Genomic DNA, 24,134 nt, shown 5'->3' on the forward strand with positions numbered 1-24,134 from the left:
ATTTAAAATATAAAAACATGAAAATTAGATTGTTAATCTGCCTCATCTTAATAACAGGGTTGTTTAGTTCCTGCAAGAAATGGCTGGAAGTTGAGCCGGAATCAGAAATAGCTGCTCCAATTTTATTCAGTACCGAAAATGGCTTTATGGAAGCAATAAACGGCGTGTATAACCGCAGTACAGAATCAGATCTGTACGGTAAAGAACTTACATTTGGTACAACAGAGGTACTGGCTCAAAATTTTTCTATGCGTGATGACGGACAGGATTATAGGCAGACTTCATTGTACAATTATAAACATGGTGAGTTTATTAAACGTAAGGATAAAATTTGGGCTGGCTTATATAATGCCATTGTAAACTGTAACCTGATCCTCGAAAATGTAGATGCAAAAAGGAACATTTTTAGTGGTAATAATTACACCATTATCAAAGGGGAAGCACTTGCATTGAGAGCCTATTTGCATTTCGACCTGTTGCGTCTTTTTGCGCCTTCTTATTTGAGAAACCCCGCTGCAAAAGGAATTCCCTATGCGAACAAATACACGAAAGATATTACTCCGGTTTCTACCGTTTCGGAAACCATTGATCTCATTACCAAAGATTTGGAGGAGTCGAAACAACTATTAGTGGTCGATCCGATTCGGAGTGCCAGTTATATGGTGAACTATCCCTTAGTTACTGATACGCTGAAAAATTCAGAAGAGAAGAGCTCAAGTCTTTTCTTGCAGAACAGAAGGCATCGCCTGAATTATTATGCTGTATGTGGAACGCTTGCCAGGGTTTACCTTTATAAAAATGATAAGGTTAAAGCCTTACTTAATGCTAAGGAGGTAATCGACTCAAAAAAATTCCCTTGGACAGCAAAAAGTGATTTTGAGGCATTCGAAGATTCCAAGAAAGACCGTATTCTTTATAAGGAACTTGTTTTTGGATGGTATATACCAGGTGCTGCAAAAGAAATAAAAGACAATTGGTTTCAAAGTGGCACCAGGGGCTTTTACCTGATTGAGGACGCTGCAGATTATATTTATGAAAAGGCAACCGCCGGAGCAAGTGATTCTCGTTATAAATACTGGTTATCTGCTACTTCAAGCCAATCATCAAGGTCTTACGACATCGTTAAATACCGTAGAAACCCTTTAAGCGCTGAAGTAAATGCAAATCTACATTACCTGATGGCTCCTGCAATCAGGCTTAGTGAGATGTATTACATCGCTGCCGAGTGTTCATATGCAAATAATCCTGCAACCGCAATCAATTACCTTAAGCAGGTTCGTGAAGCTAGGCAAATAGGCGATCCTTTGACCATAAATAACGAAGAAGATTTATTAAAAGAACTACTCAAAGATGCCCGTAAGGAATGGTTAGCAGAAGGCCAGTTGTTCTATATGTATAAAAGGCTTAATAGAGGTATAGTTGGGCAAACCGGGGTAATCATTCCTGCTTCCGATAATATTTTCGTACTCCCTCTTCCTAACGATGAGATTGTTTATGGCGGCAGGTAAAACAATTTGAAATTTAATAATAGCAAATTATGAAAATATATATATTAATATTCGCAATTATCTGTCTTGTTTCTTGCAAGAAAGCAGAAGAAATGCGGTTTGATCACAGTGCCAATGTCTATTTCGACATTTATAATGGTGATAAAGACAGTATAGTAAGAACCTTTGCCTATAATCCTACACGCGCTCAGGATACCGTATGGTTACCGGTACGTTTATCCGGAATCAGAACAGATGTAGAGCGAAAATTTAGTGCGCGGGTAGACCTTGATTCTTCTACTGCCACTCCTGGAATTCATTATGAAGCTTTGAAGGCACAATATTCAATTCTTCCAAATAGAGGGATAGGATACATTCCTGTTGTTATCTATAACAAGGATAAGGAACTTGAAAACAGATCGGTTTCAATACTGATCAAATTAACCGGTACATCCGATCTGGGCATCGAAAATCCTTATTTGATCAGGGCGAAAGTAGTATTCTCCTCCAAATTGGAAAAACCAGATTGGTGGGATGCCTGGCCTCTTCCTCCTTATTCGAGAACCAAACACGAGTTGTTTATTCTGGTAACCGCACAAACCTCCCTTTCTACCAGCGGACTGGATGCACCGAAAAATCTCTATTATATAGGCTTGTTAACCACTATGCTAAACAATCCATTTAATTGGGTAACTAAAAATCAAGCAAAAGGCTACGTAATTGAAGAGGTAACTGCAGGTAATACCAATAGCTATTATTTCTATAATAAAAGCAATCCGGCCAAAAAAACGCTTTTGAGAAAAAACATGCAGAATGGCAAATATTATTTTATAGATGAAAACGGCAATGAGGTTATTTAAATATAAAAACATGAATATTAAAAAATTAATCTTGTTAATAATGGCTGTGGTTTCTCTAGCCGCATGCCATAAAGACTTAGGTAATTACGATATCGATATGCCTATTGAGCCTAAACTGGCTAACCTCGATTCTGTTTATACTGCAAGTGTAGGAGACAGTTTGATCATCAAACCGAAAATAGAAGGTGCCGATGCTGCAAATGTAGAACTTCAATGGAAAATCAGTGTAATGGAAGGGAATGACGTCCTTTATACCGGTCCGGCCTTAAGGATCATATTCGGTTTGCAGGCTAAAAGATATGCTGCCCGTCTTACCGTCTTCAACAAGGCGAACGGCATGAAATATTTTCATAATTTTTACATAGACGGAGGAACCGAATTTGCCAGTGGTACAACGGTGTTAAGTGTTGAAAAAGGAATCACACAGTTTTCATTTGTAAAACCAGATGGTAGTGTACAGGCACGTTTGTACAGGGCCATGCAAGGGAAAGATCTGCCTCCAAACCCCACGAATTTATTTCTGCTTAGAAATACATTTACTGGTGGTACCTTATTGGGTTATTGGATTATTACAAAAAATGGCGGAACCAGGTTGGAACCAAATACCATGCAGGAAGATCCAAAGTATCCAAATACACTCAAAGATAACTTCTTTACACAGCCAGATGATCTCGAAGTTGGTTCACTGATCTCGCATCCTCAAGGGGTGATGATGGGCGTTGTAAATGGTAAGTTTTACGGTGGAACAACGAGCACATGGGATCAGGCAGCTACTTATGGAATGTTTGGTTTACCAGCTGATGGTGATTATGAACTGGCTCCTTCTTTTGTGATGAGTTTTACGCAGTCAGCTACTTATTTTATTGGCTTCGACAAAAACAGAAAGCAATTTGTCCGGATTAATCTTTATGGAGCGCCTGTTTATTTTGGTACCCAATACTCAGTTACCACAACAAATGCTTTCGATCCTACAAACGTAGGTATGGATCTTGTTCATTTGGAGCAGCTTAATAATGCTGATTGTTTTGCCTATTGTAAGGGAACCGATGGAAAAATTTATGAATTAAAGTTCAATGTTCAGTTTAACGGACCATTCACCTTTACACCTCAACATAAACGTCTTTTTGTGCGTCAGGAATTAATTAATGAAAATACAAAATGGAGCGGTGCTAAAAATGGCGTAATCTATATTGCCAATGGCAGTAAGGTATATCGATATAATCCCGTAAATGAAGAACTGAGAGAATTGGCCACCAGCTTTAGTGGAAAAACGATTACGATGCTAAAACTTACCGAAGATGAAGAAACGCTGATGGTCGCAACAGAAGAAACCGTTTCTTTTCTAAATATATCTACCGGAATGAATGGTGTATTCATTAAAAAGATTGAAGGAATCCCTGGTGCTCCTGTAGATATTGCCATCAGAAAATAACCTTATTCCATGCTTAGGCCGTCAAAAATCTTAAGCATGGATTTAATTAACTCATAAAGAAACATACACATGAAAATCATAAAATTAGCAGTATTGGCCTTTTTATTCCCGGTTTTATGCTGGGCACAAGCGCCAAATTTTAGTTTAACAGGTAAAATAGGCACATTGGGTGCTCCTGCAAAAGCCTATATCGATTATATGGATAATGGCGTTAGCCACGAAGATTCTGTAGCCTTGGTTAATGGAACTTTTAAATTTGCCGGACATATTTCAGGCAATGCCTATGCCCGTATGGCGCTCGATCATACCGGAGGCGGTAAAGGCAAGGCCGTTTATACCGGCGACGTGATTTACTTTTATTTTGGCAAGGAGCAGGTAAGCATTACTTCAAAAGATTCTTTAGAAAATGCAGTTTTTGCTGGCTCGAAAGTGTACCAGGAATATGATGCCTATAACAAAGCCATCGGCGGTACCATTATGGCCCTTACCAAAGCAGTGAATATCGATTTTAACAGCGGTACACCCGAACAGCAAAAAGATACTGCTTACATGAAAGCAGTAGATCTGCGGTACAGGAAAAATATCCAGAACAGGACCGACAAACAGTTTCAATTTGCGAAAGAACACCCAACTTCATACTTCGCGTTAGTGGCATTATCAGAAGCTGCTGGAAGTAAGGTTGATGTAGCTAAAGTTGAGCCGCTTTTTAATGCATTAAATAAAGCGTACCGCGAAACCGATATGGGTAAAGAACTCGCTCAACGTATTGCGGCAAGCGGCATTACTGCGGTCGGAAACATAGCGCCTCTTTTTACGCAGAATAATGTAGTAGGCAAGCCAGTTTCATTGGCTAGTTTAAAAGGAAAGGTTGTATTGGTTGAGTTTTGGGCAAGCTGGTGTGGACCATGCAGGTCAGAAAACCCCAACCTGGTAAAACAATACCAGACCTATAAAGATAAAGGCTTCGAAATTATTTCAGTTTCATTGGATAATGTAAAAGAACGCTGGTTAGAAGCCATTGAAAAAGATGGTTTAGATTGGATCCATGTATCTGATCTGAAAGGCTGGAATAACGAAGTGGGCCGTTTATATGGCGTACGTGCTGTACCTGCAAGTTTCCTGGTAGATGAACAGGGCAAAATCATCGGCAATGGTCTTCGCGGCGAACCTTTGAATAAAAAACTGGCTGAAATATTCAATTAGTGGTTTTCAATAAAATATAGATCATGAAAAAGATGTTAACCGCATGCCTGATGCTGGTTTCGCTGCTCACTTTCGGGAGTGCAAAATATCGGGATAAAATTGCATTAAAGGTTTTATATGTTGGGTATAATCCCGATAAAGCAATGCCGAAAAATGTAGTTTATTATTCAACCACCCCAGCTGTTGTCGAAAAAATATACAAAACCAGAATGGCCGATTTTAAAGCTTTTTTGGCGCAAAGATTTACTGAGGTTAAGGTAGTGGATGTAGCAGATTACAAAGTGGAAATGTCTGGTGAGGTAGATGTAACACTCATGGATGCCGGTCCGGTTAACATGCCGGCAAACTTTAACCGGCCGATGGTTTTAATGCATGCCATGGCACCAAATGTAGGTTTGCCTTTAGGTTTAAAATTCGATTGGTATTGCCAGTGTTTGGATAATGAAGCTTTAAATATTAAAACCAGTCACCCCATTTTTAATACGCCAAATGCTGTAAAACTGAGCATGGTGAAAAAACCGACTCCAGGTTCTTTTTTTAACGGTCATCAAGGAGCTGGTACACCAAAAGAAATGGATATGTGGCAGGTGGTAAAGCAAGGGTTTTCTTCAAAAGAGCCTTATTTAATTGGTATGGTTTCACATGGTGAAGGATTTAACGATTCGCCTGATGCTGAATCTATTTCAGGTGGTGTATGCCTTAAAAATGCTGAAGCTGTAGCGCTTGGTCGCCAGGGAAATTACTTTATGTGGGGTTTTGCAGGCTCGCCAGATTACATGACGGATGAAGCCAAAGATGTTTTTGTAAATACCATCTGTTACATCAAAAAATTCGATCGCCTTTCCGCTATCGTTAAAAAAGTACAGATCGAAACCCGTAGTGGTATAGATGAGCTGATTTATCGGTTAAGCAAAGATCTTTATAATCAGGCTATTGCTTCGCGACGGGAAGGCAATCTTCGCATGCTGAAAATGCAACAGGAATTAAAGGATAAAAAAGCAAAGGGCGAGGATATTGGTCATGGCAATGAGATGTTTCTCAAAATGCCGGTAACTAACGATACGCAGTCTTTTGAAGATTATGTAAAAGGTTACGCCGGAGATAGTTTGTTTGCCATTTACGGCACCAATATCAGTCTGTACCACAAATACTACCGTCAAAACTATGAGTATTTTTATCCTTCAGGTGTATATTCGCTTCAGCTGGATCGCGATGCACAAAAGCTTGGTATTTCTAACCGTAACGTGGTGCTTTTAGATAAATGTGTAAGTTTATTGGAAGCTAACAAAGAGGTAGCGATGGCCCAAAGATTGCTCGAACGTTATACGACCGAAAAGTTTAGTAAAGCTACCGATTGGAGAAAATGGCTCAATGAAAACCGCAATAACCTGTTTTACACCGAATCTGGCGGTTTTAAATTTATGGTGAATACCTATGGGAAAAATGTTCCTGTTGGAGAACAACAAAGCTATCAATTACCAAAATCAATTGTAAGCGGAGAACCCACCGCAGCTGATCCCGTGGCCGTTTCTGCAAGGTTTATTCCAGGTAATGGCAATAAAAAAGACAGTTTACTCATAGAAGCAAAAATTTTAAAAGGATGGCACATTTATGCCTATGTAGCTAAAGATAATCCATTTGTGGTTACCGAAACCCGTCTCGAGCTTCCAGAAGGGGCAGTGGCCGATCAGGAATGGAAAACAACAGCAGCAGTGCCATATCCGGGTAATGATGGGATGTTTATTTTCGAAGGAAAGGTAAACTTTAGGATAATGGTAGATTATAGCAAGGCAAAGGCTGGTACTAAAATTAAATGCGGCTTATACTATCAGGTGTGTGATGAAACAAAATGTTACCCACCCAAAGAGAAAATATTAGAAATACTCATTTAAGCTACTTATGCACACAGTATGGCCAGTAAAATGGCCTTGCTGTTTTACCCCTAAAAGAATATGAAATCTTTTTTCAGGCTCTGCCTATTGACTATGCTGAGTGTAGTCGCATGTACTTCGCTATGGGCGCAATTTCCAGCAAATAAAACCGATTCTCTTCATAACAAACTTCTGGCAGAAATGATTGCGGTGCCTGCACCCAATTTTACTTTAAAAGACCTCGACGGAAATATAGTATCGCTAAAAGACCTAAAAGGGAAGGTAATTGTGCTCGATTTGTGGTCGACATGGTGCGTACCCTGCAAAAAATCTTTTCCGGCTATGCAGGTTGCCGTTAACACCTATAAAAATGATCCTTCAGTAAAATTTTTATTTATCCATACCTGGGAAACCACCAAAACACCACTTGAAGACGTAAGAAAATACATCGCACAATCGGGCTTTAATTTTCAGGTGCTGATGGATCTGAAAGATGGGGCAGGACGTAATGCTGCGGTTGAAGATTATCGGGTGAGTGCTATCCCCGCAAAGTTCATCATCGATAAAACAGGCAATATTGTATTTAAACTCACTGGTTTCACTGGAACCGATGCTGATGCACTCAAAGAAATTTCTGAGCGGATTACATTGGCAAAAAATCATAAATAATAATGAATAACTATAAAAAGGCATTAACACTAACCTTGGTGATACTGCTTAATCTAAATGCCATCGCCCAGAAAAAGCAGGTAGCTAAATTTCAGCATACCATTGCCGAAGCAGTTAAAAAAGCATACCCCGCAAGCGTAAGGATGTGGGGTTTCGATGTGCGGCAGAACCAAAGAACCAGTGGCCAGTTTAGCGGCGTGGTAGTGAGTGCCGATGGCTACATCTTAACTGCTGCACATACCATTTTACCAGGTAAAAATTATAAAGTCTTTTTCCCTGATGGCCGTGAATGTATTGCCCTGGCTTTGGGGAAAATAGAAAACAAAGATACCCCTGGCATTCCTGATGTGGGTATGATGAAAATTACTGATAAAGGTATTTATCCCTTTGCAGAGATGGGTTATTCAGCAAGTTTGCTTAAAAACGAACCTTGTATCAGCATTTCTTATCCCGAAAGCTTAAATCAAACCCTGCCAACGTTAAGGTTAGGTAATGTTGCAGAAGTGAAAAATGAATATGGTTTTATCCGCTCCACTTGCAAAATGGAACCCGGCGATTCTGGTGGCCCTCTATTTGATTATTATGGGCGTGTAATCGGGTTGCACAGTGCCATTGATGTTTCTGAAGAAATGAATTTTGAAATTCCTGTTGACCTTTACCGGCGTTACTGGACAGCTTTAAACAAGGAAACACTTTATACGGCTTTTCCAGAGAAGGTAGATAGTGTTAAAACAGATCCTTTGTTTTTAGTTATTGAAAAAGAAAATAAACAAAAAGCATTACATCCTGATTTTGATGTGCCGACCGTTAAAAATAGCTGCTTTTCCGTTAAAAGTATGATAAAAGGCAAAAGCCAGGAAATTGAGGCTACTTTATTGAATGTTAAAACATCAAGTGGAGCTAAAAAACAGTTTCTTTTGAGCAAAAATACCATGGTAGGAGAAAATCCGCAATTAGCTAACAATGGATCATTCACTCCGCTTAAATTTGTTGGAAGAAATCAGGAAAATGATCTTGTTTTATTCCAGGTAGATCAGAAGCTAGCTGGCGGAATCGATATAAACGCTACTTCTACTGATACCACTAAAATAGAAATGGGAAGATTTTTATATACCCTTGGGCATGATGGCAAAGTGATTAGAAGCGTTTTAGGTAGCTCGTTATTTAATTTGCCAAAAATTAACAGTCAACCTTATTTGGGCGCAATGGTGGTTTACAATTCGAGTCCCGTTCAGTTTTCTTTAATCAAAGAGGGCAGTCCGGCAGAAAAAGCAGGTATAAAAGTAGGAGACGAACTGATCAGCATTAATGGAAAACCAATGAAAAAGGCAAGTGAATTTGCCTCTGAAATGATAAAATATTGGGCAGATGATGAGGTTGCTTTTGAATGGACAAACCCTTCTGGGAAAATGAACAAAACTTTAAAATTGGACGGACGAGGGCAATCGGTTTTTAATCACCCTGCCGAGAAATTTGAGGGTGGAAAGTCAGAACGAAGAGATGGTTTTAATGCCGTTTTTACTCACGATGCAGCTGTAAAGTCCAACGCATGTGGATCGCCGGTTTTCGATTGGGAAGGTAATTTTTATGGGATTAACATCGCCAGGTTTAGCCGGACTACTACGGTAGTGGTGCCAAAAAAGACAATCATCGATTTTGTTTTAAAGGCCATGTAGTAAATCAAAGTCTTTGTCACGGAGGCACGGAATTACTTTCACGATCTGTCATCCTGAGCCTGTCGAAGGACCTTACATTTAAATTAACATGTTGATTTCTATTGGTCGGTGTCTCACCGACCAATGCCTAAATTTATTGACAGATTCCCAAAGAAGGGTCGTCCTCTCGACTGAAGCATAGCGGAACGGAGAGATCTCGTTTCTATTGGTCGGTGTCGCACCGACCAATAACACAAAGATTCTTCACTGCGTTCAGAATGACAATTTCATTTATTTCTTGTTCCACTGCCTAGGTTAAATAAACCTTATTGTAGTGGCTATCCTTTTTGTTGCAAGACTGATCGTTTATACAATTACTTTCACAAAAAGATAGAAGCGGAAAGAAGGACTGTCTAAACCAAAGAGCGCTGCACCTGCTTTCCAAAAAACGATACATTATGCATTATTATTTGGAGCGGCTTGCCTGGGCAACTATTTATTCTTTTGGTCGGTGTCTGACCAGCCAATAAGGTAAAGGATTCTTCACTATGTTCAGAATGACAATTAAGGAATGATACTATAATTCTTATTTCTTCAACAACGCATCAATCTCCGTATTAAATTCTTTCACAAATTCATCATAAAATTTACCGGTTGCCGGGCCATTAAAACCAGTATGGATTTGTGCTACATTGCCTTGTTTATCGATAATTATCGTGGTTGGGAACGATAAAAAAGAATCGAGTGCAGGCAACGATTCAGATACGACCTGTTTATCGGCAGTACCTGCAATAACCTGGTCGTAATCAATTCCAAAACGTTCGCGGAAACGAGTCATCACCTTTTTTGCATATTCAGGTTCGGTTGAGCGTTCGTAATGTAAAGCTATAATTTCTACCCCGCGCTTCTTGTTTTCTTTGTACCAAGGCGCAATAAAAGTGGCTTCGTCAACACAATTCGGACACCAGCTTCCGGTTATGGTTAAAATCACCACCTTGTTTTTGTATTTTTCATCTTTTAACGAAATCTTTTTGCCGTTTACGTCAGGAAAACTAAAATCAAGTGTTTTATATCCTTTTTTCAAGTAGGTCAGTTTGTAAGGATCAGGCAGGGCAGCATCTTTATTTTTGGTCCCGGTAAAAGGCTGACTTCCCCTTGCACCTAAAATTTCGCCTGTTAAGGAGCCATCTGCCTGGAAAGTTCCTTTGTAATAGGCAGGAGAGGAGCCAATAAAGCTGGAAAGTTGAAATTCATTTCCTTCTACAACACCTTCAAGATAGCGCGAATCGCCGGTTACGCGTAAAAAAGTACCGGTGATCTTGTTGCCGGTTTGTTTAAATAAACCAACTGTTTTTTCTTCTTTACCATTTGGTGATTTAAAAACCACATCATAACTGCCAGAATAGTCTGCCTTAGCAGGTTTATCTGTTGTTTTAAAACGGTAATTTTTCCGTTCGGCAATAATTACCAAAGGTTTGCCTGCTTTATCTTGTTTTCTTAAAGTACCCGTTAATTGGTCGCCATCTATAGCAAATGCAAGTTCGTTATCAAACTGATCCAGCTTTACGAAAAGCGAATCGGCTGTTTGTTTAACCAGACCACCTTCGAAACTTTCATCAGCATTGCGGAAATATAATTTCTGCTGACCGCTTTTTTCGCTGATTTCGAAATTGAAAGGGATTTCTAATCCTTCCTTTACTTTAGCAATTCCACGCCAGTTACCAAGCGCAACAAAGGCTTTAGCTTTTTTCGCTTTAGACTTTATCGTTTGATTATTTGCTAGTGTGGTATGTTCCTGAGCGTAGGTTAGGGATGTTGATATGGCCAATACGGCTATTAAGAGGGATTTTAATTTCATTGGGATTTGAATTTGTCGACTAAACTAGTAGACAAATATATGGATGTAATTGCCAAAGAAAAAATATTTGAATAAAAATCTACAAAAACTATAGGATAAATGGAATAAATTATACCTTTGCCCCAGTTATTTTAAAATACTTATCAAGAAAGGCGGAGGGAATGGCCCTGTGAAGCCTTAGCAACCATCTAATTTTTAGAAATGGTGCTAATTCCATCCCAGATGAATCTGGGGTAGTTAAGTCAGTTGTTTGCATTATCCTTATCAAAAATATATGGAGCACTTCTGATTTAAGAGGTGCTTTTTTTTTGCTCCGATGCGCTCTTGATAGGTAAATACATATTAAATGAAATCATTCAAATGAAAAAAACAGACGAGCTAAAATCACCTTATGTAAACCCTAATGCATACTTCCGAATGCGTGGGCCCTGTTAGAACGGCTCCATTTTAACAGGCTTTTTTAGGTTTAATTCCTTTAATTCTCTTTGTAAACAAGCGTGGTTTTGGCTACGGTGGAATTGTTTTGCCAAAATTTTATCCTTTAACTAATTATTAAAACATACACATGATCAAAATTTTTAAATCAATAGCGTTTATCTTACTGCTCTTTATTACGCAGCAGTTATTTGCGCAAAATGCCACGGTTACCGGAACGGTGAAGTCGGCAGATGGTGAAACACTCCCTGGTGTTTCCATTTTAATAAAAGAAACCAAACAAGCAACCATTTCTGATGCAAAGGGTGCTTTTTCTATCAATGCACCTGATCGGGGCATATTGGTGTTTTCTTATATTGGTTTTAAAACCCAGGAAGTACAGATCAGTAAGAATGGTCCGATCTCAGTAATCCTTCAGTCAAGTGATAATGCGCTGGATGAGGTAGTGGTTACGGCCCTGGGTATATCCCGACAGAAGAAATCGCTTGGTTATGCTGTTCAGGAATTAAAAGGACAGGATTTGGCTGAAGCTAAAGAATCCAACCTGGTAAATGCACTGGCTGGAAAAATAGCAGGTGTACGGGTAACCAATAGTCAAGGAAGTATGGGTTCGTCTCGTGTGGTAATCAGGGGTGAAACATCTATTGCCGGAAATAACCAGCCTTTATTTGTGGTTGACGGGATTCCGGTAGATAACTCACAGTTAAATTCGGCTGGGGCAAGAGATTATGCCAATACCATTTCGGATATCAATCCTGAAGATATAGAATCGATAAGTGTACTAAAAGGACCAAATGCTGCTGCACTATATGGCTCAAGGGCTGCGGCAGGGGTTATCCTCATTAAAACCAAAACGGGTAAATCGAAAAAAGGGTTGGGCATTGCCATCAACTCAAACGCAGTTTTAGAAACCTTGCTTACACTACCTGTGTATCAAAATGCCTTTGGCCAGGGTTCAGAAGGGAAATTTAGCTATGTAGATGGTGCAGGTAAAGGATTAAATGATGGGGTAGATGAGAGTTGGGGACCAAAATTAGATGGTAGATTAATCCCTCAGTTTTATTCGAAAGGTGTTGCGGTTCCATTTGTGGCACACCCTGATAATGTTCGTGATTTTTTTCAAACTGGTTATTCATTAAATAATGGCGTATCTGTTGCAGACGCCGGCGAAAAATATGATTACCGGATCTCGTACAACAACTTAAAACAAGTGGGTATTGTGCCTAACTCGGGCCAGGGCAAAAATTCATTTGTACTGAATACCACCTTAAAAATTACACCTAAATTAAGTTTAACCGCAAACGCAAATTACAGTAAACTTAATTCTGATAATTTACCCGGTACAGGCGGTTCAAGATCAACCAGTACCATGTTGCAGTTTACCTGGTTCGGCCGTCAGGTTGATATTAACCAGTTAAAAAACTATTTGGATGAAAATGGAAAAACGTTTAACTGGAACAATAGCTATTACAGCAATCCATATTGGGTAGCTTACGAAAATACGGTATCGCAAAACCGTAGTCGCATTATTGGAAGTTTAGCCCTTAATTATAAAATTATTGATGGACTTGATTTCAATTTCCGATCAGGTACGGATTATTACAACGATAGGCGTAAAGTGAGAATTGCTTATGGTACCAATGGAACACCTTTTGGTTCTTACACCGAAAGTGCCTTTACCGTAAGTGAAAATAATACCGATGCAACCTTGAATTTTAACAAACAGTTAAATGATGATTTTAGCTTAGCGTTATTGGGTGGTGGTAATATCCGCAGGCAATATATCGAGCAAAACGACCAGAGTGCGCCTAAATTGGCCATTGCAGGGCTTTATAACCTTAAAAACTCCCGCGATCCATTGGTTTCATCCAATAATTTATCGCGTTTAAAATCGTATAGTGTTTATGCTTCCGGACAGATTGGTTTCAGGAATTACCTTTTTGCAAACATCACTGCCCGTAACGATTGGTCATCTACCTTACCAGCACAAAACAGGTCTTATTTTTACCCATCATTTAATGGAAGTTTTGTAGCAACCGAAGCATTTGATATCAAAAGCGAAGCCCTTAACTATTTAAAAATACGTGGAGGCTGGTCTAAAGTGGGAAAAGATGCAGATCCTTACCGTTTAATCAACACTTATGTATTTAGTGCGCCGTTTTATGGTAATCCTCAGCTTACAACAGGCGCTATTGATCTAAATCCTAACTTAAAGCCAGAAACCACCACGTCTACAGAGCTTGGGCTTGAAGCGGTTTTCTTTAATAAAAGATTCCGTTTCGATTTAAGTGCATACAATACCAATAGTTACAACCAGATTTTAGCGGCCGATGTAAGTCAGAGTACAGGTTTCAGCTCGAAATTGCTTAATGCCGGAAAAATCAATAACAAAGGGATAGAGGCACAATTGGGTATTACACCAGTTAAGAAGGCCTTTACATGGGATGTTGATGTGAACTTTGCTGCGAACAGAAGCAAGGTGATAGAATTGGATGCAGAAAAATTATTGACCAATTATGTTGTAGCTTCTAATTCGGCACAGGTTATTGCTACTGTAGGGCAACCTTACGGATCGTTGTTTGGTACCGCATTTTTGAGAGATGGAAATGGAAACATTATTGTAAATGCTACAGGGGCACCAACCACAAATCCAACCAAACAAGTTTTAGGGAAATATACACCAGATTGGATTGGTGGCGTATATAATACCTTCGCTTATAAGGGGATAAGTTTAGGCGTATTGGTTGATGCAAGTTTTGGTGGTTCTATTTATAATGGTACCTATGCAACAGGCACATATACAGGAGTATTGGCTTCTACACTCCCTGGAAGAGCAGCAGAATATGGCGGAATCTCCTATTACTATCCGGGTAATAAAAAGGAAAATGGTACGGTAAGGGTAAACGTGACGGCTCCGGCAGGTGTAACGGTTTACGATGACGGGATTGTTTTTGATGGCGTAACAGCCGATGGCAAACGCAATGAAAAAGTATTACCTGCTCAACAATATTATAAATCGTTCAGGAATATTGATGAAGCAAATATTTTCGATGCTTCTTATGTTAAACTCCGTGAAGTAAAATTAAGCTATAATTTACCCGCAAAATGGCTCCGCCCGTTAAGTTTACAAGGTGTTTCGGTATCGCTTGTTGGCCGTAACCTTTGGATTATCCACCGTAACACAGTAGATATAGATCCTGAAGTGGCTTTTAACACTGGTAACGGACAAGGTTTAGAGAGTTTATCTAACCCAAGTACACGCAGTTACGGTATAAACCTGAATGTTAAATTTTAAATCTTACCATCATGAAAAATAAGAAACTATATATATTAGCCATTTTGGCAATTGCATTTTCATCTTGCAATAAAGAATTGGATGAGGTGAACATTAACCCAAATGCACCTGAAATTCCACAACCTGATTATTTGCTTACAGGAACCACAAAAGCTACAGTCGACTCGTATTGGGGGGTAACCAACAATATGAACTCGAGCCTGCTTTTTGCACAGCACTGGGCCAAAGTGCAATACACAGAAGAAGACCGTTTTATTTATTCGAATAGCAGTTTTACCGCTTTATGGTCTACAGGTTATGCCCAGAGTATTGCCGGTTTTAATAAAATTATCGAACTGAGCGATGCACAGGGCAATTCTAACTATAAAGGTGTTGCGCTCGTATTAAGATCTTGGACATTTTTATTGCTTACCGATGCTTATGGCGATATTCCGTATTCGCAGGCAGGAAAAATTAAACAGTTTGTTACCCCGGCTTACGACAAACAAAAAGATGTTTATTATGGTATTCTGAATGATTTAAAATCAGCCCAGGCAGCTTTAGATCCTGCAGGACCGGTGATCGTTGGTGATGTAATTTATAACAATAAGATTGCTTCATGGAAAAAGTTCGCCAATGCTTTACGCCTCCGCATCGCTTTGCGTATTGCAGATAGAGATCCCGCCAAAGCTAAACAAGTGATTGATGAGGTACAGGCAGAAGGTGGCGCTTATATCAGCAGTAATTCAGAAAATGCAATACTGAAATATGATGTTTCGCCACAGCAAAACCCGGTAGCGGCTTCATTCGAAACCAGAAATGATTATCGGATCAGCAAAACCATTGTTGATAAACTTATTTCATTAAACGATCCAAGGTTACCTATTTATGCAAGTAAAACAGAAAATGCACCACAAGGTTATGTGGGTATTCCAAATGGTTCTACCAACTCTGAAGCCAGTGCGATAGGTTTGGCAAATTCTTCAAAACCAGGTGCTTACTTTTTAGATGCTAAGGCACCAGCTGTAATTTTTAGTTACGCCGAATTGCTTTTTGATAGGGCTGAAGCAGCAGCACGTGGTTTTACGACAGAAGATGCTGAGGATTTATATAAACAGGCCATACGGGCATCTTTTTTACAATATAACATCGGTGGAACTGCTGTTGAAGACTATATCAAGCAGTCTGGTGTAGTTTATAATGCGGCCAATTATAAAAAATCAATCGGTGAGCAGAAATGGATTGCCTTATTTGGTCAGGGCTTAGAAGCCTGGACAGAAAGAAGAAGGTTAGATTACCCGCAGTTAACCGCTTCAGTAAACACTGTACTGAACGGACAGATTCCGGTACGTTTTATTTATCCAGGTACCGAACAATCGTTAAACGGACAGAATTATAAAAATGCGGTAAGCAATCAAGGTGCAGATTTATTAACCACCAAACTATGGTTCGATGCTTTTTAGTTTTGAAAATGAGGTCGTATTCCTAATGTAGAATTGTCATCCTGAGCCTGTCGAAGGACTATTTTGAATATATTCAAAACATTTCGACAGGCTCAATGTGACATTCTTTTATCTGGCGCAAAAGAAACGTTCCGATTTTATATCGGGACGTTTTTTGTTTTTTACCATTAAAGAAAAAGATAAACCTGTTCAGGCTCCTTCCTTTTAATTGGTATTCATCTGGTTAAATCTTCGGCTGCATTGCTTGCCTTAGTCTTCAGCTCTTCGGTATAGCCTTTTGCTTTCTCTACCCATTCTGGAGCCTTATCCATTAATTCGTCAACTATCGATTGTCCGGTAATTGGATCTTTCTTAGTGATATATTTTACGCCAGCATAAACTGCGGCGCCAATAATTGCTGTTTTTAAAATTCCCATGTTCTTTTCTTTTTTCTTAGTTAAACATTTTGATATCGTTAAAAGTTTTAGACGATTTCCAACACTTTTTGTTACAGCTATTTCTATGCTTGATCTATTTACTATGGTATCAGATTGAAATTAACTAAAGTTTAAGAGCGCCAGACGGTCACATCTGGCATCACACTGAAAAAAGAATTTGGGTCGTTTCTGAATTCCAAGTTTGGTGCTTTTTAAGCTAGTTATTGCGGGGCTGGCAGTGCCTCGTCATGATTGATTTTTTGATTGCTGTCGATAAACATCAGGTGCTGTGTTAAAAATTTTACAGATAATCACTATTAAATTTATATATTTCGAACAAAATTACCTTAAAATAAATCGAATATATACTAAATGGAGCTGCATGAATAAGGAAAAGCTGTTCAATGAAATCAAGGATTTGAGCATCATAAATTCTTTCTCGAAGCACGAACAGCTTGTACAGGGAATCATCAATGGCTTAAATCATAAATTGATTGCCAAGGGAGATATTCTACCTTCGGTTAATGAGATGATGAGGGAAACCGGCTTTGCTAAAGAAACCATTGGCAAAGCTTATAAAGAATTAATAAGTCGCGGGATTTTAGAGTCGAAAAACAGAAGGGGCTATTTTGTAGCTACTGATGATACCGAACAGCACCTTAAAGTTTGTTTATTAATTTATGCTTTTGATACTTTTCAGGAAACCTTTTATCAGAATTTCCGCGATCATTTGGGCGAGAATATCCAGGTTGATGTGTATTTCCACCACAATAATTTCAATGTTTTCGAATCGATCATCAACAGCAATAAAGGCCAATATGGTTTGTATGTTATTGCACCGATAGAAAGTAACGAAGCCAAAGAAATATTAGAGCAGTTGCCAAAAGAAAAACTACTCATTGTGGATCGCTACGTAGCTTTGAAAGGCGAATATTCATACATTGTTCAGGAGTTTGAGAAAGCTTCATACAATGCTTTTTTGCAGTTGGCACCCCGGATAAAAGAATTTTCTGAGTTTGTTTTCTTTTTTAAACCATCGTCTGCTGAACCTAACGAAGTGCTGGTTTCGTTTAAACGTTTCGTAAAAGAGTTTAAGGTTAATGGCATAATTAAAAACAGTTATGAATCTGGTAGTATTGCACCTGGTAAAGTTTATTTTACAATCCACAACCTCGAACTTTGGGAAATGTTAAAAGATGCCAAGGTTAAAGGCTTAAAGGTGGGTAAAGATTTAGGTATTCTTTCGCATAACGATGATAACGTTAAAGAGATCATATTTGACGGGATTACCACATTTTCAATCGATTTTGCGCATATGGGCCGTTTGGCTGCAGAATTTGTACTCAGCTTAAAACCCATTAAACATATCATGGAGAATAAACTAATCAGAAGGAATTCACTTTAGTGCAAACTTTATAACAACAGCTATTCTCAAATTCAAGCTGTTCATGGTTCTTAGTGATACATTACTTACTCAAAAACTTAGAAGCGATCTAAATTTACATTAAGAGCTATTTTTGATTTGAAAACGAACGTGCTGTAGTTCTTGGCCTTTGTAGCCCTGCCATCCACTTTAGCTCCGATAGAAGAAATCGGAGGCTGCCGTTCCTGTCAGGTTTATAACCTAGTGGCTTGTTCCTGATATGTTGCTAAAGCATACAAACTTTGTTAATAAACCAGTTCGCAGTGGTTCCTCCCGATTTTATATCAGGATTCATCGGAAGGAACGATGAGCGGGACTGAAGACCTCCAAGATAGCTGAACCGTTCATTTCCAAAACATTAAGAATCCAGCTAAATTACATTAAAATTAATTGTCCTTTTTAGGCAGCTTCTTAGCTTAAAGTATTTTCCTTGATAAATACTGAGGATGCAGGTTCTTTTCCATGCTGCTCGTATGTCTGCGTAATCCTACTAATTATTCTTAAATGATTTATTTTTAGAAAGTTGGAATATTAAATTTTTTGTTTATAATTGTATTTGAAAATAGTAGGATAGGGTAGGATAGGATAAAATGCTGATTTACTTGCTTACCAGCGCTTAGTTTCTCTTAATAAAATGTGAAACAAAGTAAATGAGTTGATACTGGCTCCAACCCCGATTACATTTTCACTAACCAAATAACCCAACAATATGAGAAATTTTACAAATTACTTTATGGGAAAGCAATTTCCTTCTTTTATGATCGCTAAATGGCGACCAGCAGATCTACGAGATCATCATGGGCATTAACAAGCTGTCTAAACATCTATCTTAAATAGTTTTAATTCACTCATTTAAAAGCTAATTAGCAAATGAAGCAATTATTTTTGTTTTGTGGACACTTATCGGTGTCCAACAGGTTAAGAAATGCAATGGTATTGACGGGTTCGATTCTTGTATTTTTCCTGATTTTTATGCCCAACAAAGGTTTTTCTCAAACGGGAAAGAAAACCATTACGGGTAAGGTTACAGATACACTTGGGGTAGGGCTGCCGGGCGTAACTGTAGCAGTTATAAATAAGGTTAATGTAGGTACGCAGACCGATAATAACGGAAAGTTTGTACTTGATGTAACAGCAGGAGAAATACTTAGATTTTCTTATGTAGGATACAGAGAGCAAAGGGCAACAGTTGGTGCAGCTAATGTGCTTAACATTAAATTAACTGAAGAAAATATGCTATCTGAAGAGATCGTTATTACCGCTTTAGGACAAAAACAACGTAAGGAAGCATTGGTAGGTTCGGTTACAACTGTAAAAGTAGGTAACCTTAAAATACCATCGAGTAACCTTACCAATGCCCTTTCGGGCCAAATAGCAGGTGTAATCGGTTACCAGCGTAGCGGACAGCCTGGGCAGGATAACTCGCAGTTTTTTATCCGAGGGGTAACTACTTTTGGCTATAAACAAGACCCACTTATTTTAATCGATAACGTAGAGCTTACTGCATCTGATCTGGCTCGCTTACAAGTTGATGATATTGAAAGCTTTTCTATCTTGAAAGATGCAAGTGCTACCGCATTATATGGCGCGAGGGGTGCAAATGGAGTAATTTTAGTCAGCACTAAATCCGGTAAAGAAGGCAAAGCCAAAATAAGCTTCCGATTAGAGAATTCTGCTTCTCAATCGGTAAAGAGCCTGCAACTTGCTGATCCAATTACCTACATGAGGCTTTTTAACGAAGCTTCGATTGGCAGAGGCATGGACCCCATGTTTACACCTAACCAGATTATTAATACTCAGGCTACAATAAACAAAAGTCCTGGTTATAATGAATACGTTTATCCTGCTGTAGATTGGCTAGATATGTTGTTTAAAAAACGTACCAGTACACAACGGGCTAATATCGGCATTAGTGGTGGTGGCGGCGTTGCCCGCTATTATATTGCAGGTTCTTACAATTTAGATAATGGTATACTTAAAGAGGATGAACGGAATAACAACGATAATAATGTGAAATTCCGCAATTACCAATTACGCTCTAACATTAATATCGATTTAAGTAAAACAACCGAAATGGTAGTTCGCCTGTCGGGTAATTTTAGTGAATATAATGGCCCTTTGGCAACAGATGGTGGTTTTTCGACCGACTTATATAATATTGCTGTACATACCAGTCCGGTTTCCTTTCCTGCGTTTTATCCAGCCGATGCCGCCAATCAAAATGCGCAACATATTCTCTTTGGAAATAGAGGTGGAGCAGGTGTAAACAGTATTTTGGATAACAACCCTTACGCTGCGATGTTACGAGGACATAAAAATTCATCTGAATCGCGCATGTCGGCACAGTTTGAAGTAAATCAAAAGTTAGATTTCTTTACCGAAGGCCTTTCATTTAAATCTATTTTTAGCACCAACAGGTACTCTTATTTCGATTCGCAAAGGGCATATTCTCCATTTTATTATAATATTGGTTCTTACGATAAGCAAAGCAATACTTATGTTTTAAACTGGCTTAATTCATCGGTAACGGGTGGCGCACCAAATATTGCGCAAGAATACCTGTCGTATAATCCAGGTAATACCAATATCAATACTTTTTTATATGCACAGGCATCAGTTAATTACGATAAAGCTTTCGGTAATCACAATGTTAGCGGAACATTAATTGGTACGGCACAACAAACCGTTTACAGTAACGCTAGTTCGTTGCAGAATTCGCTCCCTTACCGGAATTTGGGTTTAGCCGGACGATTAACCTATTCGTATAAAAGCAGGTACTTTTTAGAATCTAATTTCGGCTATAATGGATCTGAAAGGTTTTCGGAAGACCATCGTTTTGGCTTTTTTCCAACCATTGGTGCCGGATGGGTACTTTCTAATGAGAAATTTTGGACTGGTGGAATCGCCAATGTGGTTAATCGCTTAAAATTAAGAGGTAGCTACGGTATTGTGGGTAACGATGCCATTGGTGCACAACGTTTCTTCTATATCTCAGAAGTGAATTTAAACGGAGGCGGAAATTATGCGCAATTTGGGTTTAATGGCGCTTCTAACCGCAGTGGAGTATTCATAAATAACTATGAAAATAAAGATGTTACCTGGGAAACATCACAACAAACCAATTTAGCACTTGAAGCTACACTTTTCAAAAACTTAAATTTAATTGCCGAAGTATATAATAATTATCGCTACGACATTTATATGGGCCGTGCCAACCTGCCTACCACACTTGGTTTAGAAGCCAATGTAGGGGCAAATGTTGGTGAAGCCAGATCGAGAGGAATTGATTTATCGTTAGATTATAAGTTTAATGTGAATGCATTTTCTTTCGCTGTACGCTCTAATTTAACTTTCGCCAAAAACAAATACATTAACTACGAAGAACCCCAATGGGCCGAGTCTTACCGTTACACCACAGGCCAACCCATCAGCAGAAACTTTGGTTACATTGCCGAGCGCTTGTTTGTTGATGATAAAGAAGTACAAAACTCGCCAACACAGATTTTCTCTGCAAATGGTAAAGCACCACGGGCTGGCGATATTAAGTACCGCGATTTAAATAACGATGGTAGAATTGATGATGCTGATAAGGCTTATATCGGTTTCCCGCAATCTCCTGAAGTGGTATATGGCTTTGGTTTCAGTTCATCATACAAAGGTTTCGATCTTTCTGCCTTTTTTACCGGACAGGATAGGATGACCTTCTTTATCGATCCAACCAAGGTAAGTCCTTTTGTTCCTAGTAATCAGCAATATATTTTAGGCAATACTCAATTGCTGAAAGATTTTGCAGATAATCACTGGTCGCCAGAAAACCAGAATTTGTATGCACTTTATCCAAGGCTTGCTGTTAATGCTGCGGATTTAGAAAATAATGCACAAACCAGTACCTGGTGGATGAGAAATGGACGTTTGATGCGGTTGAAATCTGTAGAATTTGGATATACCCTGCCTCAGCGCATTTCTACTAAAATAAAGCTGAACTCTTGCAGAATTTATTTCAACGGGCTAAATCTGCTTACCTGGAGCCCTTTTAAAATGTGGGACCCAGAGCAAGGTGGAAACGGCTTTGCCTATCCAATACAAAAGGTATTCAATGTTGGTCTTAACGTAACCTTATAATGAAAACGATAAAAAAATATTTCAAATACAGTTGCATTGTTTTAATGCTTTGCAGCTTTGTATCCTGTAAAAAGTATCTGGATGTAACGCCTGATGATATTGGTACGCTTGATTATGCATTTAGAAACAGAAATGAGGCCGAAAACTACCTGTACTCGTGTTATGCCTATCTGCAACGGATGAATGATATGGCCTCAAATCCAAGTTTTACCACATCATCAGAGCTGATTTACTCGAATACACTTGATAATTTTCAAGGTTTTAACCGAACAGGCTTTAATTTATTAAGGGGAACACAAACTGCTGCAAAACCAGGGTTAAACACTTGGGATGGCGAAGAAGGAAGTTATAGTCTTTGGCGCTCCATCAGGATCTGTAACATTATGCTCGAAAATATCGATAAGCCTATTGATTTAGGTGCTACAGAAAAGAAACGCTGGACAGCAGAAACTAAATTTTTAAAGGCCTATTATCATTATGTGTTATTTAAAATGTATGGCCCAATACCGCTGATTAAAACCAATTTAGCCATAAACAGTACCACTGATGAGGTAAGAATAAAAAGAGCCCCGGTAAATGAAACGGTAGATTATATCATTTCCCTATTAGATGAGGCGATTCCCGATTTACCTGCAATTATTACAAGTCAGGCAACTGAATTAGGTAGGGTAACCAGTGTGATTGCGTTATCGGTAAAGGCTGAGGTATTAACCACGGCGGCAAGCCCACTTTTTAACGGTAATCCTGATTATGTGAGTTTTAAAGATAAAGATGGTGTTAGCCTTTTTCCTGCGGCTTACGATGCGCAAAAATGGAATAAAGCTGCTGAGGCCGCAAAAATTGCCATTACCGCTGCCGAGGCACAAGGGATTAAATTGTATACTTTCAATTCGCCATCAACAGTTGGCAAATTATCCGATTCGTTAAAAAGAGAATTAGATGTACAGAATGCTGTAACAGAAAGGTGGGAATTGAATTCGGAAATCATATGGGCATCAAATCCTGAATTTAACTATCAAGGGTTTGCAACGCCAAGACTTACTGCAAAATCTGCCGTTAATAATTTTTCCAATCCTTCTACTTTTTCTGCTCCAATAAGTACACAAGAGCTTTTTTATACGGTTAATGGTGTGCCCATTAGTGAAGATAAAACCTGGGATTATGCCGGCAGGAATACCATTAAAGTTGGCGACAATGCAAGCAGGTATTACATTCAGCAAGGGTACGAAACAATAAAAGGCCATTTTGCCCGCGAAACCCGTTTTTATGCAGATATTGCTTTTGATGGAGGTATTTGGTTTGGAAATGGAAGAAATAATCAGGACGACCCGGCCAATCCTTTGTATTACGTATCAGCAAGGGGTAGTGGATTTGCGGCGCCAAGTGATAATATCAGGTTAAATATTACAGGTTATTGGCCTAAGAAACTGGTGAGTTATGCATCTGTTTATGATGATGGTTTTCAACCATCAGCCTTCCGTTTGCCACTGATCAGATTGGCAGGTTTATACCTACTATATGCAGAAGCATTAAATGAAGTGAATGGACCTACTGCAGAAGTGTTTACTTATGTAGATAAAGTAAGGCAAAGAGCTGGTTTACAGGGTGTACAAGCCTCGTGGACAAATTTCGCCAAAAATCCGAATAAATTTAATACTAAAGAAGGGTTACGACAGATTATTCACCAGGAAAGAAGAATTGAGCTTTGTTTTGAAGGCCAGAGCGGTTGGGATTTAAGAAGATGGAAAGAACTTCAGGCGGTTTTAAATAATCCGATACAAGGCTGGAGTATAAACAATGCAGAAGCAGTGAATTACTACCGTCCAACTACACAATTTATTCCAGTGTTTGGTTTAAAAGATTATTTATGGCCAATTAAAAGCTACGATCTGGTTGTAAATCCAAACTTAGTTCAAAATCCTTATTGGTAGTTTAAAATATTTAAGAAATGAAACCATGATGCGTG

14 protein-coding genes and 1 riboswitch are annotated in these 24,134 nt (G+C 38.8%); of the genes, 12 read left to right on the plus strand and 2 right to left on the minus strand.

The window, feature by feature from the left end; genetic code table 11:
* Nucleotides 1-17: 17 nt before the first annotated feature.
* The 7 genes from EZ456_RS10660 (at nt 18) to EZ456_RS10690 (ending at nt 9,198) form a co-directional block, all read left to right on the plus strand.
* A complete protein-coding gene (locus EZ456_RS10660) occupies nt 18-1,508 on the plus strand; it encodes a RagB/SusD family nutrient uptake outer membrane protein (protein WP_131529957.1) in 1,491 nt (496 codons plus the stop codon).
* A gap of 29 nt (nt 1,509-1,537) precedes the next feature.
* Entirely contained in the window at nt 1,538-2,347 is an 810-nt protein-coding gene (locus EZ456_RS10665; protein ID WP_131529959.1) for a DUF4843 domain-containing protein, read from the plus strand.
* 10 nt (nt 2,348-2,357) lie between these two features.
* The gene (locus EZ456_RS10670; RefSeq protein WP_165501296.1) at nt 2,358-3,779 is read left to right on the plus strand and encodes a PKD-like family lipoprotein; all 1,422 of its coding nucleotides are present in this window, start codon (nt 2,358-2,360) and stop codon (nt 3,777-3,779) included.
* A 69-nt stretch (nt 3,780-3,848) separates the two neighbouring features.
* Nucleotides 3,849-4,982 (plus strand): TlpA disulfide reductase family protein, encoded by a 1,134-nt coding sequence (locus EZ456_RS10675; protein ID WP_131529963.1) that lies wholly within the window; start codon nt 3,849-3,851, stop codon nt 4,980-4,982.
* Nucleotides 4,983-5,005: 23 nt separating this feature from the next.
* Complete coding sequence (locus EZ456_RS10680; RefSeq protein WP_131529965.1) at nt 5,006-6,874, plus strand: protein-disulfide reductase DsbD domain-containing protein; 1,869 nt, start codon at nt 5,006-5,008, stop codon at nt 6,872-6,874.
* Between the two features lie 60 nt (nt 6,875-6,934).
* A complete protein-coding gene (locus EZ456_RS10685; protein WP_131529967.1) occupies nt 6,935-7,522 on the plus strand; it encodes a TlpA family protein disulfide reductase in 588 nt (195 codons plus the stop codon).
* A 2-nt stretch (nt 7,523-7,524) separates the two neighbouring features.
* Nucleotides 7,525-9,198, plus strand: a complete 1,674-nt coding sequence (locus EZ456_RS10690) for a trypsin-like peptidase domain-containing protein (protein WP_131529969.1) — start codon at nt 7,525-7,527, stop codon at nt 9,196-9,198.
* A gap of 565 nt (nt 9,199-9,763) precedes the next feature.
* Here the strand turns inward: EZ456_RS10690 and EZ456_RS10695 are convergent.
* Entirely contained in the window at nt 9,764-11,035 is a 1,272-nt protein-coding gene (locus EZ456_RS10695; protein WP_131529971.1) for a peroxiredoxin family protein, read from the minus strand.
* Between the two features lie 137 nt (nt 11,036-11,172).
* Nucleotides 11,173-11,279: riboswitch (SAM riboswitch) on the plus strand.
* 321 nt (nt 11,280-11,600) lie between these two features.
* On the opposite strand from EZ456_RS10695, the gene EZ456_RS10700 reads away from it, so the two are divergent.
* Both EZ456_RS10700 and EZ456_RS10705 read left to right on the plus strand, forming a co-directional pair.
* Nucleotides 11,601-14,765 (plus strand): SusC/RagA family TonB-linked outer membrane protein, encoded by a 3,165-nt coding sequence (locus tag EZ456_RS10700; protein WP_131529972.1) that lies wholly within the window; start codon nt 11,601-11,603, stop codon nt 14,763-14,765.
* 11 nt (nt 14,766-14,776) lie between these two features.
* On the plus strand, nt 14,777-16,207 hold the full coding sequence (locus EZ456_RS10705) for a SusD/RagB family nutrient-binding outer membrane lipoprotein (protein ID WP_131529973.1): 1,431 nt from the start codon (nt 14,777-14,779) through the stop codon (nt 16,205-16,207).
* Between the two features lie 215 nt (nt 16,208-16,422).
* Here EZ456_RS10705 and EZ456_RS10710 read toward each other — a convergent pair whose 3' ends face one another.
* Nucleotides 16,423-16,623, minus strand: coding sequence for a YtxH domain-containing protein (locus EZ456_RS10710; RefSeq protein ID WP_131529974.1), 201 nt, complete (start codon nt 16,621-16,623; stop codon nt 16,423-16,425).
* 382 nt (nt 16,624-17,005) lie between these two features.
* On the opposite strand from EZ456_RS10710, the gene EZ456_RS10715 reads away from it, so the two are divergent.
* From EZ456_RS10715 to EZ456_RS10725, 3 genes are all read left to right on the plus strand, one after another.
* Nucleotides 17,006-18,028 carry a winged helix-turn-helix domain-containing protein gene (locus EZ456_RS10715; RefSeq protein WP_131529975.1) on the plus strand — a complete coding sequence of 341 codons (1,023 nt, stop codon included), beginning with the start codon at nt 17,006-17,008 and terminating at the stop codon, nt 18,026-18,028.
* 888 nt (nt 18,029-18,916) lie between these two features.
* Nucleotides 18,917-22,168 (plus strand): SusC/RagA family TonB-linked outer membrane protein, encoded by a 3,252-nt coding sequence (locus tag EZ456_RS10720; protein WP_225876516.1) that lies wholly within the window; start codon nt 18,917-18,919, stop codon nt 22,166-22,168.
* The gene (locus EZ456_RS10725) at nt 22,168-24,099 is read left to right on the plus strand and encodes a RagB/SusD family nutrient uptake outer membrane protein (RefSeq protein WP_165501297.1); all 1,932 of its coding nucleotides are present in this window, start codon (nt 22,168-22,170) and stop codon (nt 24,097-24,099) included. Before EZ456_RS10720 ends, EZ456_RS10725 begins: the two co-directional genes overlap by 1 nt.
* The last annotated feature ends 35 nt before the right edge of the window (nt 24,100-24,134 follow it).

This window comes from Pedobacter psychrodurus (genome assembly GCF_004331735.1).
GTDB lineage: Bacteria > Bacteroidota > Bacteroidia > Sphingobacteriales > Sphingobacteriaceae > Pedobacter > Pedobacter psychrodurus.